Below are 18,406 nucleotides of genomic sequence, written 5' to 3'. Positions count from 1 at the left end.
GAACCCGGTCGTCACGCGGAGTGGACGAAGTCGGGAACTTCCGGAGATCGATGTCACGTTCAGTGTTCAAAACGTCACTCAGTGGGCAGAACAAGTGACAGAACAGATGTGCGAGAAAGGAGGGAAAGCGGTGATCGAGGGGGCCGAGCGGCATGTCAGGGACCTCCCGGGAGATCTGACGGCGGTCGAGGCGGGGCTGTGGCAGGCGTTCAGGGACGGCGGGGTGTACGACCTGAGCTGCGGCAACCCGGAGGTGGACGACCCGCACGGCGGCCACCCGTGGGGCGAGGGGCGCACGGTCCGGGCGAGGGTGATGGCCTGGCTCCTGCTGGACGGCCCGCCGGCGCTCACCGGCCGGGTCTCGTCGCTGAAGCTGGTCGGGGTCCGGGTGAGCGGCGCCCTGGACCTCTCGGGCGGCCGGGTCGTGCCGTACGTGGAGCTGCGGCGCTGCCGGTTCGACCAGGAGGTGCTGCTGCCGGAGGCGCGGTTCACGACGCTGCGGCTGGTCGACTGCGCGGTGCCGCGCCTGGAGGCGGCGCGCGTACACACCGAGGGGGACCTGCATCTGCCGCGCAGCCGCTTCCCCGAGGGCATCCGGCTGACCGACGCCCACATAGGCACCGACCTGCTGCTCAACGAGGCCGTCGTGCACCGCGACCGCAGCGGGCGCTCGATCGTCGCCGACGGCATGACCGTGGGCCAGGACGTGCAGGCCGAACTGCTGGAGTCGCACGGCGAGCTGAGCCTGCGCGGCGCGAAGGTCGGGGTCTCGCTGAGCCTGCGCGGGGCGCGCCTGGCCGGCTCCCCGGGCCGGTTCGCGCTGAACGCCCCGCAACTGACCGTGGAGCGCACGCTGTACCTGACCCCGGCGGCGGCCGGCGGCCGTCCGGTGACGGGACTGACGCCCGCGCAGGGCGTACGGGTGCGGCGGTTCGACTGCCACGGCGGCCTGCGGCTGGACGACGGACGGTTCGGGGACGCCGTCGACCTCCAGTCCGCGCGGTTCACCCTCACGGACGACCAGGAGGTGTCCCTGCGCCGGGTCCACGCCTCGGAGCTGAGGTTCCTCGGGGAGCGTCCCGCGCGCGGGAAGGTCGTCCTGTCGGGCGCCCGGGTGATCAACCTGATCGACCGCGCGAGCGCCTGGCCGGGCCCCGGCCGCCTGCACATGGCCGGGTTCAGCTACGACAACCTGGTGCCGGTCGGCCCGTTCCCGCTGGCCGCCCGCCTGGAGTGGGTCGCGGCGGCGACCGCGGAGTACGCGCCGGAGCCCTACGAGCGGCTGGCGGCGGTCCTGCGCGCGGGCGGCGAGGACGAGGACGCGCGGGAGGTGCTGCTCGCCAAGCAGCGCCGCCGCCGGGAGACGCTGCCGCCGGGGGCGAAGCTGTGGGGGTTCGCGCAGGACTGGACGGTCGCCTACGGGTACCGGCCGGGGCGGGCCGCGGTGTGGATGGCGGTGCTGTGGGCGGCGGGCTCGGTCGCCTTCGGGTTCGCGCCGCACCGGCCCACGAGCGGCGGGGCCCCGCCATGGGACCCGGCCCTGTTCGCCCTGGACCTCCTGCTGCCGGTGATCGACCTCGGCCAGGCCGGCCAGTGGCGGCTGCCGGGGGCCTGGCAGTGGGCGACCGCCGCGATGGTCCTGCTCGGCTGGGTCCTCGCGACGACGGTCGCGGCGGGCGCGACCAGACTGCTGCGGAGGGACTGAAACACGCGCGGCGAGACCTCCACGAAATCCGCACTCCGGGCGGCCCCGCAGCCACGGAAACCGCACTCCGTGCCCGTCCCGTGCCGACTGAACGGTAACCTTTTACCCTCCCTTGACTTCAGGGCGTACAACTTTCCATGGGTTGCGCTTTACCTCTGGCGCGTCACGGACCAGCGTTTTTCAATGGTCGGCACCATGGCTCTGCTGCCCACGTTCATCCGCCCGGCCCGCGCCCCGAAGCGCGCGGCGCCCCTCGCCGCGACCGGCCTGCCGGCCGACGACGAGATGCTGCTCGACGTCCCCGACGACCTCCTCGGCCCCGCCCTGGTCGCGGCCGGCGGCGGCGAGCACAGACCGGCGGCCGGCCTGCTCGCGCGCACCCGCGTACGGCGCGACTGGGAGGCCCGCGACCGCTACGTCAAGAGCCTCGCCGCGTTCGCCGACGCCCGCCCCGAGTGGTTCGACCAGTGGCGGGCGGCGGCCCCGCGCGACCCCGACGTCCTGCTGGTCGCCGCCCAGCTCGCGGTCGCCCGCGCCTGGCGCTCGCCCGCGCGGGCGGAACTCCTGCGCGAGGTGAGCCCGCTGATCACGGCGGCGGCCCAGGCGTGGGACCGCGATCCGGTGCCCTGGCGCATCGCCCTCGACCACGCGCGCGGGGCGGGCGCCGGCCACAAGTACTTCGGCGAACTGTGGGAGGCGGCCGTCCGCCGCTCCCCCCACCACTTCGGCTGCCATGTCGCCGCCCTGCGCTACCTGGCGGTCTCCTGGCACGGCTCGCACCCCGAGTGCTTCGACTTCGCCGACCGCGCCGCGCAGGACGCCCCCGCCGACTCCCTCGTCCAGACCCTGCCCGCGATCGCCGCCCTGGTCTACCTGACGGACGGCTGCGGGCCCGAGGTGCCGCGCGCCCGCCTGGACGCGGCGGCCGACCGGGCGATCGTCCTGTCGGCCCGGCTCGGCCGCGACGACTCGCGCGCGGCCGAGGTCCGCAACGGCCTCGTCTACGTCCTGTCCCGCCTCGACCGCCGCGAGGACGCGCTCGTGCAGCTGCGGATGCTCGGCCCGTACGTCACCTCGTTCCCCTGGAACCGCTTCTCCGAGGACCCCCTCGGCCACTTCCTCGCGGTGCGCGACGACCTCCTGCGGGGCCGCCCCGCGCGTCCGTGGAGCGGTCATGACGGACCTCCCACCCTCGCGGGCCATTAGGCTTCCGCACCGTGACCACCGTCCGTCTCCCGCTCTTCCCCCTGAACTCGGTGCTGTTCCCGGGGCTCGTACTGCCGCTGAACGTCTTCGAGGAGCGCTACCGCGCGATGATGCGCGCGCTGCTCAAGACCCCCGAGGACGAGCCGCGCCGGTTCGCCGTCGTGGCCATCCGCGACGGCCACGAGGTCGCGCCCGCCGCGCAGGGCATGCCCGATCCCACCGCGCGGCCCGAACGAGGGCCGCTGGCCGGTTTCGGCCCCGACCCGCTCAAGGCGTTCCACGCGGTGGGGTGCGTCGCCGACGCGGCGACCGTCCGGGAGCGGGCCGACGGCACGTTCGAGGTCCTGGCGACCGGGACGACACGGGTCCGGCTGCTGTCCGTCGACTCCTCCGGGCCGTTCCTCACCGCCGAGCTGGAGGAGCTGCCCGAGGAGCGGGGCGAGGAGGCCGAAGGGCTCGCCGAGGTCGTCCTGCGGGCCTTCCGGCAGTACCAGAAGCGGCTCGCCGGCGCGCGTGAGCTGTCCGTCCTCTCGGGCGACCTGCCCGACGAGCCCGGCGTCGTGTCGTACCTCGTCGCCGCGACGATGATGCTCGACACGCCGACCAAGCAACGGCTCCTCCAGGCGCCGGACTTCGCGTCCCGGCTGCGGGACGAGCTGAAAATCCTGCGCGCCGAGACGGCCATCCTCCGTACCCTGCCGTCCCTGCCCGCGTCGGACCTGACGCGGGGTCCGACCAGCCTGAACTGAGGGCCCACGTGGCGAAGAAGCCGAAGAAGCAGTCCGGGGGAACACCGGCGACCGTCGCCCTCACGGCGGCCGGGGTCTCCTACACCGTCCACGCCTACGACCACGACCCCGCCCACCCCTCCTACGGCGAGGAGGCCGCCGAGGCGATGGGCGTGTCCCCGGAGCGGGTGTTCAAGACGCTCGTCGCGGACGTCGACGGCGCGCTGACGGTCGCCGTCGTCCCCGTCGCCGGGACGCTCGACCTCAAGGCCCTCGCGAACGCCGTCGGCGGCAAGAAGGCGGCCATGGCCGACCCGGCGCTCGCGGAACGCACCACCGGGTACGTCCGCGGCGGCATCTCCCCCCTCGGCCAGCGCAAACGCCTCCCCACCGTCCTCGACTCCTCCGCGAACGCGCACCCCACCATCTGCGTCTCCGCCGGCCGGCGCGGCCTGGAGGTCGAACTCTCCCCCACCGACCTCACGACCCTCACCGACGCCGTCACCGCCCCGATCGGCCGCCCCTGACCCCTCGACGTACCGCCCTCCCTCCGCTAAGCAGAGAAGGCATGTCGAAACGCACACGCAAGCGGAAATGGCGAATCAAGAAACGCCGCGCCAACCACGGAAGGCGCCCGGCATAGGGAACTGCGCGACGCCGCGAACCGGGCGCCCGCGCGCTACAGCACCCAGCGGCGCGAGCGCCCAAGCCCGGCCCGCACCCGGCGTACGCGCCCAAGCGACGCGGCACCCGGCGCAGGGGTCCACGCGGCATGAGGGCCCCGGCGTCAAGCGCCCCACGCGACACAGGCGCACGACGCGAGGGCCCGCCAGCGACACACGGGCGCCCACCCACAACACACCCCGGCGTGGGTGCCCGCGCGGTACAGCACCCAGCGGCGCGGAGCGCCCAAGCCCGGCCCGCACCCGGCGTACGCGCCCAGGCGACGCGACGCCCGGCGCGGGCGCCCGCGCGGCATGAGGGCCCACCCGGCGCCAAGCGCCCCACGCGACACAGGCGCACGACGCGAAGGCCCGCCGACGACACACAGACGCCCACCCACAACACACCCCGGCATGGACGCCCGCGCGCGGCACGCCCACACACCCCCGCACGCACGCCCCCGGGTTCCACAAGCCCCCTACGCGGGCCCGCGCGCCCAACATCGCGCCCCGCGCCTCCTCACCCCAACCTCACGCCCCCGCGCGCCCCCTCACCCCGCACACCCCACCCGCCCGGCCCCCTACGCCGGCGGCATCACATACGGCTCATACTCCGGCTCCGGATCCCGGGGACCGAACAGCGCCGTCAACCCCAGATGCACCAGCAACCCCGCCACGGACCACGCCACCAGCGCGGACTTGGCGTTCAGCTTCAGCGGCGCCGAGAACGTCACCCCCTTGCCCGCACTCTTGGCGTGGGCGATGACGTCGGAGGAGGGCCCGAGCCAGACGCCGAGCTTCCAGGCCACGACGGACGCCAGCACACCCCCCAGCGTGAGCCCCACGACGAGCGGCACCCCGCCGCGCCGGCGCCACAGGAACACGCCCACCGCGCTCAGCGCACCACACGCGAGCGCCAGCAGAGTGAACGTTCCGTCGACCCCGATCGCCTGCTCCCCCTCGGAGTCCTTGAGGTAGACGACCCAGCTCCCGTCGGACTGGTCCCCCACGAGCGGCACCCGGGGAGCCAGCCACAGCCACAGCAGCCCCAGCACGACCCCGAGCACGGTCACCGCGACGGCGACGATCCCCCCGTCCCGCAGATCCGCGACCAACTCGCCCCGGGCCCCGGCCCCTTCCTGGGGCGCCTCCACGACCTGCCCGTACCCCTCGGGAGGCGGCGGAGGCCAGCCCCCCGGCGAGGACGGTTCGTGCGGCGGCGTAGGCGGAGTCAGCGGAGCGGTCACCCTGCCATCGTGCCAGGCCCACCTGAGGAACGCGCCACCGGACGCCCTAAGCGCCCCTCACACCCTTCGGAGCCCACCGGACCCCGACCCCCGCAGCCCCCGGCCCTACCGAACCGCGGCCCGTCGATACGCCCACGTCGCCACCCCCAGCGACACCACCCCCACGCCCGCGCACACGGCCAGATCCCCCAGCACATGAGCCCAGTCCGGCCGTTCCGCGAACGTGCGGGCCAGCGCTTCGAGCCCGTACGTCGAGGGCAGCAGATCGCGCGCGAAGAGCACGACGTCCGGCATCCGGTCCGGCGGCAGCACCCCCAGCAGCAGCGCGGCGGACATCCCGAGCTGCCCGAGGACGGTCGCCAGCTCCGGCCGGGGCGCCAGCAGCCCGAGGACCGCCCCCAGCCCGGCCAGCGCGGCCCCGGACAGCGGGATGACGGCGACGAGGATCCACAGATGCGTGAACGGCAGCCCGAACAGCACGCACCCGAAGACGGCGGTCACCACGGTCCCCGGCACGGTGAACGACGCGTACGCCCCCGCCGCCCCCAGCACCACGGCGGCCGGCGGCACCGGCAGCGTCGCGTAGTGGTCGAGCCCCCCGCTGGCCCGCAGCTGCCCGAAGTACTGGGCGAGCAGATTCAGCGCGACGAACGCGACGACGAGCACCGCGGACCCGGCGACGACGGACTCCGCCTCGCGCCCCCCGTCGACGACGCCCCGCATCATGATGAGGATCCCGACGGACTGGAACGTCGCGACGAACAGCAGCGGGATCCGCGCCACCCGCGCCCGCGAGAGCTGCGCGCGGTAGACGGCGGCGAGCGACGGCCACAGCCGGGCCCGCGGCCCCAGCTCGGCGGCCTCACGCTCCCCCCGCACCGCGGCCCTGGCACTCTCCCGCAGAACCCCGACGGGTACGACACTCACGTGGCGCTGCTCCTCTTCTCAAGGGCCTCGACGGCCTCAAGGACCCCGAGGACCCCGGCCCCGCCGTCCCGTACGGATCCGGCACCCGGAAAACTCATCCCGGCCCCAAAGACGCGAAAACACCCGTTCATGCCTTCACCAGCCCCTGCCGGGCGTCCCCGCCGAGCGCGAGATAGACGTCCTCAAGGCTGGGCGTGGCGAGCGTGAAGTCGTCGAGCGCGGCGAACGCGGCCCCGCCGGTGACCGTGGAGACGACCGTCCGCGCCTCCTCGGGCGCGAGCCGCAGCGTCCAGCGGCGCCCGGACTCCAGCGCCCGCTCCCGCAGCGCGGCGACCTCGGGAACGTCCAGCGGCGCCTTCTCCCGCCAGACGAGTTCGACCCGCACCTCGTCCGCGACCTGCTCCTTCAGCCCGGTCGGCGTGTCGCAGGCGATCACGCGCCCCCGGTCGAGGACGGCGACCCGGTCGAGGACGGTCTCGGCCTCGATGACGTTGTGGGTGACGAGCAGCACGGTCGTCCCGCACTCCGCGCGCCGCCGGTCGACGGCGGACCAGACGGCGCGCCGCGCGACGGGGTCCATCCCGGTCGTCGGCTCGTCGAGGACCAGCAGCCGCCGCTCCCCCACCAGCGCCGTCGCGAAGCAGGCGAGCCTGCGCTGTCCGCCGGAGAGCCTGCGCAGCGGACGCCCGGCGAGCGGGGTGAGCCCCAGCTCGTCGAGGACGGCGTCCCGTTCGGCGCGGGCCTCGCGCACGTCGAGCCCGCGCAGCCGCGCGGTGGTCTCGGCGGCGAGGGAGACGGTGAGTTCGTCGAGGGCGGTGGACTCCTGCCCGAGGTAGGCGAGGAGACGGGACGCGCGTTCGGGGTGGCGGACGATGTCGTGGCCCATGATCTCGACACCGCCCGAGTCGGGCCGCATGAGGCCGGTGAGCTGGCGGACGAGCGTGGACTTGCCGGCGCCGTTGGGGCCTAGCAGTCCGAAGATCTCACCGCGCCGGATGTCGAAGCTCACGTCGTCCGTGGCCCGCACCTCGGAGGTCCCGGGCGCGCCGCGCCTGCCGCGCACCGCCGGGTAGGTCTTGGTCAGCCCGCGCACGGCACACACGATGTCCTCCGTGTGCCGGACCGCCGGCGCCGCGCGCGTACTCACAAGGGGAGAGCGTACGGGGTCGGCGGCCCCCGCTCGCGCCTGGGGGCCGGACCGGGAGCCCGCGTCCGGGCCCCTCAGCTGTCGGCCGGAGCGTGTTCCACGCCGGTCCTGGCGTCGATCTCGCGCCAGAATCCCGCCCGGATCGCGTACCGGTCGTGCTCGTCGATCTGGTCGTCCTTGTGGGCGAGGAGGCCGAAGCGGGCGGCGTAGCGCAGCAGTTCGCCGTCGATGCGGTGCGGGACGCGGGGATACATTCCGGACAGTTTCGGCAGGTGGCTCTGGTCGCCGAGGCGGGCGATCCAGCGCCGGGCGAAGACCTGGCCGACCTCGTAGGGGTCGCCGCCGACGGTCGTGATGTCCTCCTCGCGGTCGGCCCAGCGCTGTTCGGCGGTGGTGAGCTGCGCGAGCGTCGGCATCGCGGCGGCCTCGGGGGGTTCGGCGGCGGGCCGGTCGACCCAGCCCTTGTCGGAGGACCAGCGCAGGGTCGCGGCGGGGGCGGGCGCGGGCTGGGCCGCGCCGGGGGCGCGCAGGCCGGCCAGGTCCTTCGGGGTGGGGATGCCCTTGGGGGCGGGGACGCGCTCGGCGGTGCCGTTGGCGTCGGCGGGCGCGTGCTCGCGGGGTTCGGGTTCGGGGGCGCGCGGCGCGTCGGGCAGGGGGGCCGCGAGGATCGCCGCGATCTCCGGGCGCGGCACGGGCGGCGGCGCGCACACCCCGCCGTGCTCCTTCGCGCGGACGGCCTTGGTGATCCAGTTCCGGTCGAGCACCCGCCGTTCGTCGGCCTCGGCGACCAGGTCCTCGGACTGGTTGTAGTCCCCGTCGGCGGCCTGGACGGCCCACAGGTGGACGGCGACGCCGTGCTCTTTGGCCGCCATCATCCCCGGCAGCAGATCGCCGTCGCCGGTCACCAGGACGACGTCCGAGCAGGCGCGGTTGCGGGCCAGTTCCGTCAGCTCGGCGTGCATCGCGGCGTCGACGCCCTTCTGCGCCCAGCGTCCGTCGCTGCGGGTCAGGGCGCCGAGGCGGACGGTGACGCGGGGCATCACGCGCAGCCTGCGGTGTTCGGGCTGGGGGACGCGGTCGGGGGCGCCGTCGAACCAGTAGATGCGCAGCAGGGGCCGTTCGGTGTCCGACTCGGCCTGTTCGCGCAGCCCTTGGACGAGGGCGTTGTGGTCGACGGTGATGCGGGAGCGCGAGGGCTCGCCGGCGAGGAGACTGGCGGCGGCCCCGAGCAGATACCCGGCGTCCACCAGGACGATGCAGCGGTCCACGCGACTCACCCTCTTCCCGGGAGTTGTGCTTCGGGCTTCCTTCGAGTCTGCCCGACCTCGCGGGGGTTAACGGCCCGAACTGGATCTTCGGCGTGGCGTTTGGGGACTTTGCCCCCTCGGCCCCCTTGATCACACAGCGCGATGATCCGAAATGCGGCTCTTCTCCACGCGTGTGAGTCTGAGGTCCGGCCCTGGTCTCTCAACCCCTCAGGAGGCAGATCCCCATGGCCAAGCACAAGAAACAACAGCGCGCCCAGCAGTCTCCCGCGGAGCGCGGCCGGCAGGACGCCGAGCAGTCGGCGATGGAGGCCCGGTCCAAGTCCGCCGCCCAGGCCACCCCCATGGACATGGCCCGCAAGCACCGCGAACGCCGCTTCGGCCACAACTGAGGGCCGGACGACAACAAGGGGCGCGTCCCGCACGGGACGCGCCCCTTCGTCACTCCGACACGCCCTATCCCGCGAGGCAGGACGGGCCCAGCAGCACCTTCAGGTCGCCGAACAGCGCGGGGTCGGGCTTCACCCGGTGCCGGTCGAGCCGCAGCACCGTCGTCTTCGTCGGCCCCTGGAGCTTGATCCGCACCTCGCTGTCGCCCCGGTGGTGCGTCAGGATCTCGTTGAGGCGGCTCACCATCGGCGGGGTGACGCGGGTCGCCGGGATCGTGAGGATCACCGGCGCGTTGGTGCCCGCGTTGGACAGGTCGGGCACCGCCAGCTCCATGGCGACCAGCCGCGGCACGTCCTCGCGCTTGTCGAGGCGCCCCTTGACGAACACGACGGCGTCCTCGACGAGCTGCGTGGACACGAGCTGGTAGGTCGCGGGGAAGAACATGCACTCGATGGACCCGGCCAGGTCCTCGACGGTCGCGATGGCCCAGGCGTTGCCCTGCTTGGTCATCTTGCGCTGGAGCCCGGAGATGATGCCGCCGATGGTGACGACGGCGCCGTCCGCGTGCTCGCCGCCCGTGAGCTGGGCGATGCCCGCGTCGGCCTTGTCGGACAGGACGTGCTCCAGGCCGAACAGCGGGTGGTCGGACACGTACAGGCCCAGCATCTCGCGCTCCTGCGCGAGGAGGTACGTCTTCTCCCACTCCTCGGTGGTGAACTCGACGTCGAGCCCGAAGCCGGGTTCGTCGCTCTCCTCCTCGCCCATCCCGCCGAAGAGGTCGAACTGCCCCTCGGCCTCCTTGCGTTTCACCGCGACCACGTTGTCGATCATCGTGTCGAAGTGCGCGGTGAGGCCCTTGCGGGTGTGCCCGAGGGAGTCGAACGCGCCGGCCTTGATCAGCGACTCGGTGGTCCGCTTGTTGCAGGCGACCGCCTCGACCTTGTCGAGGTAGTCGGGGAACGAGTTGTACTTCCCCTTCACCTTGCGGCTGCGGATGATCGACTCGACGACGTTCGTGCCGACGTTGCGGACGGCTTCGAGGCCGAAGAGGATCACGTCGTCGCCCTGCGCGGCGAAGTTGTGCACCGACTCGTTGACGTTCGGCGGGAGCACCTTGATGCCCATGCGCCGGCACTCGTTGAGGTAGACGGCCGACTTGTCCTTGTCGTCCTTGACGGAGGTCAGCAGCCCGGCCATGTACTCGGCGGGGTGGTTGGCCTTGAGGTAGGCCGTCCAGTACGAGACGAGGCCGTACGCGGCGGAGTGCGCCTTGTTGAACGCGTACCCGGCGAACGGGACCAGGACGTCCCACAGGGCCTGGATCGCCTCGTCGCTGTAGCCGTTCTTCTGAGCGCCGGCCTGGAAGATGGTGAAGTTCTTGGCCAGCTCGTCGGGCTTCTTCTTGCCCATCACGCGGCGCAGGATGTCGGCCTCGCCGAGCGAGTACCCGGCGATGATCTGGGCGGCCTTCTGCACCTGCTCCTGGTAGACGATCAGGCCGTAGGTGACGTCCAGGACCTCCTTGAGGGGTTCCTCGAGTTCCGGGTGGATCGGGGTGATCTCCTGGAGCTTGTTCTTGCGCAGGGCGTAGTTGGTGTGCGAGTCCATGCCCATCGGGCCGGGACGGTACAGCGCGGAGACGGCGGAGATGTCTTCGAAGTTGTCGGGCTTCATCAGGCGCAGCAGGGAGCGCATGGGCCCGCCGTCGAACTGGAAGACGCCGAGGGTGTCGCCGCGCTGGAGGAGTTCGAAGGTCTTCGGGTCGTCCAGCGGCAGGGCCAGCAGGTCGAGGTCGACGCCCTTGTTGGACTTCACCATCTTGACGGCGTCGTCCATGATCGTCAGGTTGCGCAGGCCCAGGAAGTCCATCTTCAGCAGGCCCAGCGACTCGCACTGCGGGTAGTCCCACTGCGTGATGGTGACGCCGTCGGTGTGCCGGACCCAGATCGGGGCGTGGTCGACGATGGGCTCGCTGGACATGATGACGCCGGCGGCGTGCACGCCCATCTGCCGGACCAGGCCCTCGACGCCCTTGGCGGTGTCGATGACCTTCTTGACGTCCGGCTCGTTCTCGTACATCGAGCGGATCTCGCCCGCCTCGTTGTAGCGCGGGTGCGAGGGGTTGGTGATGCCGTCGAGGTCGATGCCCTTGCCGAGGACGTCGGCGGGCATGGCCTTGGTGAGGCGGTCGCCCATGGCGTAGGGGTAGCCGAGGACGCGCGCGGAGTCCTTGATGGCGTTCTTGGCCTTGATCTTGCCGTAGGTGCCGATCATGGCGACCTTGTCGGAGCCGTACTTCTCCGTCACGTACCGGATGACCTCGACGCGCCTGCGCTCGTCGAAGTCGATGTCGACGTCCGGCATGGAGATGCGCTCGGGGTTCAGGAACCGCTCGAAGATCAGGCCGTGCGGGATGGGGTCGAGGTCGGTGATGCCCATGGCGTACGCGACGATCGAGCCGGCCGCGGAGCCTCGGCCGGGGCCGACCGCGATGCCCTGCTTCTTGGCCCACATGATGAAGTCGGCGACGACGAGGAAGTAGCCCGGGAAGCCCATCGAGATGATGGTGTCCATCTCGTACTCGACCTGCTTCATGCGGTCGTCCGGGATGCCGTCGGGGAAGCGGCGGTGCATGCCGCGCATGGTCTCCTCGCGGAACCAGGTGACCTCGGTGTAGCCCTCGGGGATGTCGAACTTCGGCATGAGGTTCTTCGCCTCGAACATGCCGGTGGTGTCGACCATCTCGGCGACCAGGAGGGTGTTGGCGCAGCCCTCCTGCCAGGCGTCCGAGGAGTCGATGGCGTACATCTCGTCCGTGGACTTGAGGTAGTAGCCGGTGCCGTCGAACTTGAAGCGGTCCGGGTCGGAGAGGTTCTTGCCGGTCTGGATGCACAGCAGGGCGTCGTGGGCGGTCGCCTCGTGCGCGTACGTGTAGTGCGAGTCGTTCGTCACCAGGGGCGGGATGCCGAGCTTCTTGCCGATCTCCAGGAGGCCGTCGCGGACCCGGTGCTCGATGTCGATGCCGTGGTCCATCAGCTCCAGGAAGTACTTGTCCTTGCCGAAGATGTCCTGGTAGTCGGCGGCCGCCTTCAGGGCCTCGTCGAAGTGGCCGAGGCGCAGGCGGGTCTGGACCTCGCCGGAGGGGCAGCCGGTGGAGGCGACGATGCCCTCGGACCACTGGGAGATGGTCTCCTTGTCCATCCGGGGCCACTTCTGCAGCCAGCCCTCGGCGTACGCGTCCGAGGAGAGGCGGAAGAGGTTGTGCAGGCCGGTCGAGTTCACGGCCCACATCGTTTTGTGCGTGTAACCACCCGAACCCGAGATGTCGTCCCGCTTCTGGTGCGGCTGGCCCCAGAGGATCTTGCGCTTGTTGCGCCGGGACTCGGGGGCGACGTACGCCTCGATGCCGATGATCGGGGTGACGCCCGCCTTCTTCGCCGTGTGGAAGAAGTCGTAGGCGCCGTGGAGGTTGCCGTGGTCGGACATCGCGATGTGGGTCATGCCCATCTCGTTGCACGCGTTGAACATGTCCTTGAGCCGCGCGGCACCGTCCAGCAGCGAGTACTGGGTGTGGACGTGCAGGTGCGTGAACGGCGGCTTTGACACGGCGTGGCCTCCTGGGGAAACGGTGGACGACGGGACGGGGGTGCGTTCTGGGGGTCGGGTGGAAGTCTATGCCGGGCCACTGACACTCACGGGTCCGCCCCGCGTACCTTCACAGGCGGGCACTTATCCACGGCCCCGCCCGTTGGAGTCGGCAGAAACGCTGTCGAACACGTACGCACCAGGAGGCACCCGGCGATGTCGGTCAACCCGCTCGACGACGAGCAGCGCGGCGAGGAGATACTCGCCGTCTTCGACACGGCGTTCGGTGCGCTCCTGGCCGCCGACCCGGCGGCGTTCCGCGTGAAGTTCCGCAAGATGGCGGCGTCCGCGTTCGCGTTCTACCGGGGCACGGCCGCCCTCTTCTACCACGACCTCGACGCCGAGAAGCACGGCGGCCCCTACCTGGACGACCGCACCGCGCGCGTATGGATCCACGGCGACCTGCACGCGGAGAACTTCGGCACGTACATGGACGCGACCGGGCGCCTGATCTTCAACGTCAACGACTTCGACGAGGCGTACGTCGGCCCCTTCACCTGGGACCTCAAGCGGTTCGCGGCCTCCGTCGCCCTCCTCGGGTACGCCAAGGCCCTCGGGGACGACCAGATCGGCGAGCTGGTGCGCGTCTACGCGGGCGCGTACCGCGAGCGGATCCACGCGCTCGCGGCGGGCGCCAAGAGCGACGAGGTCCCGCCGTTCACGCTGGACACGGCGGAGGGCCCCCTGCTGGACGCCCTGCGCGACGCGCGTGCGCTGACCCGCTTCGGCCTCCTCGACTCGATGACGGAGATCCGGGACTTCGAGCGCCGCTTCACCTCGGGCGGCGGCTCGATCGAGCTGGACGCGGCGACGCGGTACAAGGTGCTGGCCGCGTTCGACGGCTACCTGGAGACCCTGCCGGACTCCTCGCTGGCCCGCCCGGACTCCTACCGCGTCAAGGACGTCGTCGGCCGCCGGGGCATCGGCATCGGCTCGGCGGGGCTGCCGTCGTACAACATCCTGCTTGAGGGGCACAGCGACGCCCTGGAGAACGACGTCGTGATCTACATCAAGCAGGCCCAGACCCCGGCCGTGTCCCGGCACATCACCGACCGCGAGATCCAGGAGTACTTCCAGCACGAGGGGCACCGCACGGTGATCTCGCAGCGCGCCCTCCAGGCGCACGCGGACCCGTGGCTGGGCTGGACCGAGCTGGACGGCGCGGGCCAGCTGGTCGCCGAGGTGTCGCCGTACGCGGTGGACCTCGACTGGGGCGACATCGACGACCCGGAGGAGATCGCGGCGGTCGTCGCGGACCTCGGCCGGGCGACGGCGACGATGCACGCGGCGGCGGACGACACCTCGGGCGAGTCGCTGGTGCCGTTCTCCACGGAGCGGGCCATCGACGCGGCGATCGCGGCCGACGAGGACGGCTTCGCGCCGCTCCTGGTGGACTTCGCGCACGCGTACGGCGCCCGCGCGCGTGCGGACCACCAGATCTTCGTCGACCTGTTCCGCAACGGCCGGATCCCGGGGCTGTGACGTAGAGGTCACGCATAGCCGCTGCGGCCCCTGTCACAGGCATTTTTTAGGGGTCTCTTACGCGGCCCCGTGTCACACTGCCGGTGTTATGGACATATCCGGGACCCGACTCAGAGCCGTGCGCGCGGCGCTGTTCACGGCGCTCGTCGTGACGCTCAGCACCGCGTCGCACGTCCTGCTGTCCCGGGCCCCCCTGCCGCTGAACACGGTCGCGCTGGTCGCGGCGGCCGTGTTCGCGCTCGCCTACCTCCTCGCGGGCCGCGAGCGCGGCTTCGGCCGGATCGCCGCGCTGCTGATCCCGCTGGAGCTGGCGGCCGACACGGTGTTCACGACCGGCCAGCACGTCTGTTACGGCCCCGCCGGCGGCCCGGTCACCGGCCCGCTGCGCTCGGTCGGCTGGAACGTCCTGTGCGGTGACGGCACCGGTGTCGGCGCCCCGCTGGCCCGCGTCACCCACTCCGGCCAGGTCCCCGCCCTCCTCGCGCACGCCGACGCGGCGACCGCGTGGGGGCTGCTCGCGGCCCACGTCGGCGTCGGCCTGGTCGCCGCCGCCTGGCTGCGCCGGGGCGAGCGGGCGCTGGCCCAGTTGCTGCGGGCCGCCGCCGCGACGACGTTCCGGCCGCTGCTGCTCGCGGTGGCCGCCGTGACGCACCGCCCGTGCACCGAGGCCGGGGGCCCCGGCCGGCTGCCGCGCCCCGCGCGCCGTACGGCCGTCGTCCGCGACCGTCTCCTCGTCCACTCCCTGGGACGCAGGGGTCCGCCGTTCGGGGTGCTCGCCGGCGCGTGAGCGCGCCCGGCACGACACCCCCGTAGCAGCGACCCCCTTTTCACACGGACCCGCAGGGAGAACACCATGAGCAAGCGCAACAGCCAGGCGGCGAAGAGCGCGGCGCGCGATCGGCTGCGCCAGGAGCGCGAGCGGCAGGCGAAGAAGGACAAGGCCAGGCGGCAGATCATCGTCGGCGCCTCGGCGCTGGCGGTGCTGGCGGCGGCCGGCGGCATCAGCTACGCCGTCATCCAGGCGAACAAGCCGGACCACTGGGAGGCCGTGAAGAGCGACACGGTCGTCGCCCCGGCCAACACGTCCGGCAAGGACGGCACGACCGTCGTCATCGGCAAGGACACCGCGAAGAAGACCCTCAAGATCTACGAGGACCCGCGCTGCCCGGTCTGCGCCCAGTTCGAGCAGACCGTCGGCACCACGGTGAAGAAGGACATCGACGACGGGAAGTTCAAGTTCCAGTACGTCGGCGCCACCTTCATCGACAACAAGGACAACGGCGAGGGCTCCAAGAACGCCCTGAGCGCCCTGGGCGCCGCGCTGAACGTCAGCCCCGAGGCGTTCCTGGAGTACAAGGCCGCGATGTACTCGACGAAGTGGCACCCGGACGAGACGAGCGACAAGTTCAAGAACGACAGCTACCTCATCGAGATAGCCGACACGGTCCCCGCGCTCAAGGGCAACGCGAAGTTCCAGACCGCCGTCAAGGACGGCACGTACGACGCCTGGGCGATGGCCATGTCCAAGACGTTCGACGACAACAAGGAGGGCGTGCAGGGCACGCCCGGCTTCACCATGGACGGCAAGCAGCTCAACAACGGCTCGCCGCTGATGACGGTGGAGGACTTCAACAAGGTCGTCGACGCCGCGATCAAGGGCTGACCCCGGCCCGGTGAACAACCGGCGGGCGGACTTCACGAGTTCGCCCGCCCGCGTTCATACCCGTCAGTAATCTGAGGGGTCGTGACCACACCCCGCAGACGCACCCCCGACTCCCTCACCCCTCGCCGCCGTACGGTCGTCAAGGCCGCGGCGGCGACCGCCGTTCTGGCCGGCCCGCTGGCCGCCGCCCTCCCCGCCCGCGCGGCGGACCAGGCCCCCGCCTTCCTGCACGGCCTCGCCTCCGGCGACCCGCTCCCCGACGGCGTCCTCCTGTGGACCCGGGTGACGCCCACCGCCGAGGCGATACCCGGCTCGGGGCTCGGCCCGGACACCGAGGTCGAGTGGGTCGTCGCCCGCGACCGGGCCCTCACGGACATCGCCGCGAAGGGCTCGGTCACCGCGACCGCCGCCGCCGACCACACCGTCAAGGCGGACGTCCGCGGCCTCGCCCCGGCCACCGACTACTGGTTCCGCTTCTCGGCGGGCGGCACCCACTCCCCCGTCGCCCGCACCCGCACGGCCCCGGCGGCCGACGCGGCGGTGACCGGCCTGCGCTTCGGCGTGGTCTCCTGCGCGAACTGGGAGGCGGGCTACTTCGCCGCGTACCGGCACCTCGCCGCCCGGAACGACCTGGACGCGTGGCTGCACCTCGGCGACTACATCTACGAGTACGGCACCGGCGAGTACGGCACCCGCGGCAAGGTGGTCCGCCCGCACGTCCCGGCCCACGAGATCATCACCCTCGCCGACTACCGCGCCCGGCACGGGAACTACAAGACGGACGCCGACCTCCAGGCCCTGCACGCCAAGGCGCCGGTCGTGGCGATCTGGGACGACCACGAGTTCGCCAACGACGCCTGGTCCGGCGGCGCCGAGAACCACACCGAGGGCGCCGAGGGCACCTGGGCGAACCGTCAGGCGGCGGCCAGGCAGGCGTACTTCGAGTGGATGCCGGTCCGCCCCGCCCTCGCCGGCACCACCTACCGGCGGCTGCGGTTCGGCAAGCTCGCCGACCTCTCCCTGCTCGACCTGCGCTCCTTCCGCTCCCAGCAGGTCAAGGTGGGCAACGGCTCGGTCGACGACCCCGAGCGCACGCTCACCGGACGGGCCCAGCTCGACTGGCTGAAGGCCGGGCTGAAGTCGTCCGACACGACCTGGCGGCTCGTCGGCAACTCGGTGATGATCGCGCCGTTCGCCATCGGCTCCCTCACCGCCGACCTGCTCAAACCGCTGGCCAAGCTCCTCGGCCTGCCGCAGGAGGGCCTGGCCCTCAACACCGACCAGTGGGACGGCTACACCGACGACCGCCGCGAACTGTTGGCCCACCTCAGGTCGAACGCCATCACCAACACGGTCTTCCTCACCGGCGACATCCACATGGCCTGGGCCAACGACGTCCCCGTCGACGCCGGCACCTACCCGCTGTCGCCGTCGGCGGCCACCGAGTTCGTCGTCACCTCGGTCACCTCCGACAACCTCGACGACCTCACGGGCGCCCCCGAGGGCGTCATCAGCGCGCTGGCCGCACCGGTCATCCGCGCCGCCAACCGGCACGTCCAGTGGGTCGACACCGACCGCCACGGCTACGGCGTCCTCGACATCACGCCCGCCCGCGCGCAGATGGACTACTACACGCTGTCCGACCGGACGAAGCGGGACGCGACGTCCGCGTGGTCCCGCTCGTACCGCACGCTGAGTGGCAGCCAGAAGGTCGAACGGACCCACGACCCGGTGTAGCGGTCGCCCGCTACAGCGTGTCGAGGAAGCCGAGGGCCACCCGCCAGGTGCTCTCGGCCGCCTCCTCGTCGTAGTCGGGGAGCCCGGGGTCGGTGTAGAGGTGGCCGGCCCCGGCGTAGCGGTGCACCTCGACGTCGGCGCCGATCCTCCCCATCTGGAGGTACCAGGAGTTCAGCCAGTCGTCCGTCTCGAACTGGTCCGGCGAGGCGACGTGCAGCTGGACGGGCAGCTCGTCGACGGACGCGTTGTGCGCGATGTCCGAGGTGCCGTGCAGCAGGAGCAGGCCGCGCGCCTTCTCGTCGCCGAGCGCGAGGGTCTGCGCGATCGAGGCGCCCAGGGAGAAACCGGCGTAGACGAGCCCGCGCTCGGAGTAGGGGGCGGCGGCGAGGACGGCCCGCTTCAGCAGCTCCTCCTTGCCGACGGTCTCCTTGAACTCCATGCCCTCCTCGGCCGACTCGAACGTCCGCCCCTGGAACAGGTCGGGCGTCCATACGACGTGTCCGGCCGCCTCCAGCCGCTTCGCCGCGTCGAGGACGGCGGGCCGCAGACCGTAGGTCGAGTGAAAGAGCATGATGTTCATGCCCTCATGGTGCCAGCCCCGG

At 72.1% G+C, this 18,406-nt stretch carries 15 protein-coding genes; 9 read left to right on the top strand and 6 right to left on the bottom strand.

What is annotated here, in order from left to right; genetic code table 11:
- Positions 1-106: 106 nt before the first annotated feature.
- The 4 genes from IAG44_RS29925 (at position 107) to ybaK (ending at position 4,166) form a co-directional block, all read left to right on the top strand.
- Complete coding sequence (locus IAG44_RS29925; RefSeq protein WP_187750186.1) at positions 107-1,705, top strand: oxidoreductase; 1,599 nt, start codon at positions 107-109, stop codon at positions 1,703-1,705.
- A 195-nt stretch (positions 1,706-1,900) separates the two neighbouring features.
- Complete coding sequence (locus IAG44_RS29920) at positions 1,901-2,911, top strand: hypothetical protein (protein WP_425508477.1); 1,011 nt, start codon at positions 1,901-1,903, stop codon at positions 2,909-2,911.
- Between the two features lie 11 nt (positions 2,912-2,922).
- Positions 2,923-3,660, top strand: a complete 738-nt coding sequence (locus IAG44_RS29915; protein ID WP_187750184.1) for an LON peptidase substrate-binding domain-containing protein — start codon at positions 2,923-2,925, stop codon at positions 3,658-3,660.
- 8 nt (positions 3,661-3,668) lie between these two features.
- Positions 3,669-4,166 carry a Cys-tRNA(Pro) deacylase gene (gene ybaK / locus IAG44_RS29910; RefSeq protein WP_187750183.1) on the top strand — a complete coding sequence of 166 codons (498 nt, stop codon included), beginning with the start codon at positions 3,669-3,671 and terminating at the stop codon, positions 4,164-4,166.
- Between the two features lie 716 nt (positions 4,167-4,882).
- Here the strand turns inward: ybaK and IAG44_RS29905 are convergent.
- The 4 genes from IAG44_RS29905 to IAG44_RS29890 all read right to left on the bottom strand — a co-directional run bounded on the left by IAG44_RS29905 (position 4,883) and on the right by IAG44_RS29890 (position 8,890).
- On the bottom strand, positions 4,883-5,548 hold the full coding sequence (locus IAG44_RS29905; protein WP_187750182.1) for a DUF2567 domain-containing protein: 666 nt from the start codon (positions 5,546-5,548) through the stop codon (positions 4,883-4,885).
- Positions 5,549-5,653: 105 nt separating this feature from the next.
- The gene (locus tag IAG44_RS29900; RefSeq protein ID WP_187750181.1) at positions 5,654-6,475 is read right to left on the bottom strand and encodes an ABC transporter permease; all 822 of its coding nucleotides are present in this window, start codon (positions 6,473-6,475) and stop codon (positions 5,654-5,656) included.
- Positions 6,476-6,602: 127 nt separating this feature from the next.
- A complete protein-coding gene (locus IAG44_RS29895; RefSeq protein WP_187752910.1) occupies positions 6,603-7,577 on the bottom strand; it encodes an ABC transporter ATP-binding protein in 975 nt (324 codons plus the stop codon).
- Positions 7,578-7,696: 119 nt separating this feature from the next.
- On the bottom strand, positions 7,697-8,890 hold the full coding sequence (locus IAG44_RS29890) for an NYN domain-containing protein (RefSeq protein WP_187750180.1): 1,194 nt from the start codon (positions 8,888-8,890) through the stop codon (positions 7,697-7,699).
- 224 nt (positions 8,891-9,114) lie between these two features.
- Between IAG44_RS29890 and IAG44_RS29885 the strand changes: the two genes are divergently transcribed.
- Positions 9,115-9,279 (top strand): hypothetical protein, encoded by a 165-nt coding sequence (locus IAG44_RS29885; RefSeq protein WP_187750179.1) that lies wholly within the window; start codon positions 9,115-9,117, stop codon positions 9,277-9,279.
- A gap of 64 nt (positions 9,280-9,343) precedes the next feature.
- Here the strand turns inward: IAG44_RS29885 and dnaE are convergent, their stop codons facing one another.
- Positions 9,344-12,883, bottom strand: coding sequence for a DNA polymerase III subunit alpha (gene dnaE / locus IAG44_RS29880; RefSeq protein WP_187750178.1), 3,540 nt, complete (start codon positions 12,881-12,883; stop codon positions 9,344-9,346).
- Positions 12,884-13,078: 195 nt separating this feature from the next.
- Here dnaE and IAG44_RS29875 point away from each other — a divergent pair, with 195 nt between their 5' ends.
- The 4 genes from IAG44_RS29875 to IAG44_RS29860 all read left to right on the top strand — a co-directional run bounded on the left by IAG44_RS29875 (position 13,079) and on the right by IAG44_RS29860 (position 17,804).
- On the top strand, positions 13,079-14,404 hold the full coding sequence (locus IAG44_RS29875; RefSeq protein ID WP_187750177.1) for a DUF2252 domain-containing protein: 1,326 nt from the start codon (positions 13,079-13,081) through the stop codon (positions 14,402-14,404).
- An 88-nt stretch (positions 14,405-14,492) separates the two neighbouring features.
- Complete coding sequence (locus IAG44_RS29870; protein WP_187750176.1) at positions 14,493-15,191, top strand: hypothetical protein; 699 nt, start codon at positions 14,493-14,495, stop codon at positions 15,189-15,191.
- A 66-nt stretch (positions 15,192-15,257) separates the two neighbouring features.
- Positions 15,258-16,067, top strand: a complete 810-nt coding sequence (locus IAG44_RS29865) for a thioredoxin domain-containing protein (RefSeq protein ID WP_187750175.1) — start codon at positions 15,258-15,260, stop codon at positions 16,065-16,067.
- 81 nt (positions 16,068-16,148) lie between these two features.
- A complete protein-coding gene (locus IAG44_RS29860) occupies positions 16,149-17,804 on the top strand; it encodes an alkaline phosphatase D family protein (protein WP_187750174.1) in 1,656 nt (551 codons plus the stop codon).
- Between the two features lie 10 nt (positions 17,805-17,814).
- Here IAG44_RS29860 and IAG44_RS29855 read toward each other — a convergent pair whose 3' ends face one another.
- Positions 17,815-18,384, bottom strand: coding sequence for a dienelactone hydrolase family protein (locus tag IAG44_RS29855; protein WP_187750173.1), 570 nt, complete (start codon positions 18,382-18,384; stop codon positions 17,815-17,817).
- Positions 18,385-18,406 lie beyond the last annotated feature (22 nt).

The organism is Streptomyces roseirectus (assembly GCF_014489635.1).
GTDB lineage: Bacteria > Actinomycetota > Actinomycetes > Streptomycetales > Streptomycetaceae > Streptomyces > Streptomyces roseirectus.
The sequence above is the reverse complement of the archived record's forward strand: the minus strand, read 5'-3'. Positions and strand labels throughout refer to the sequence as shown.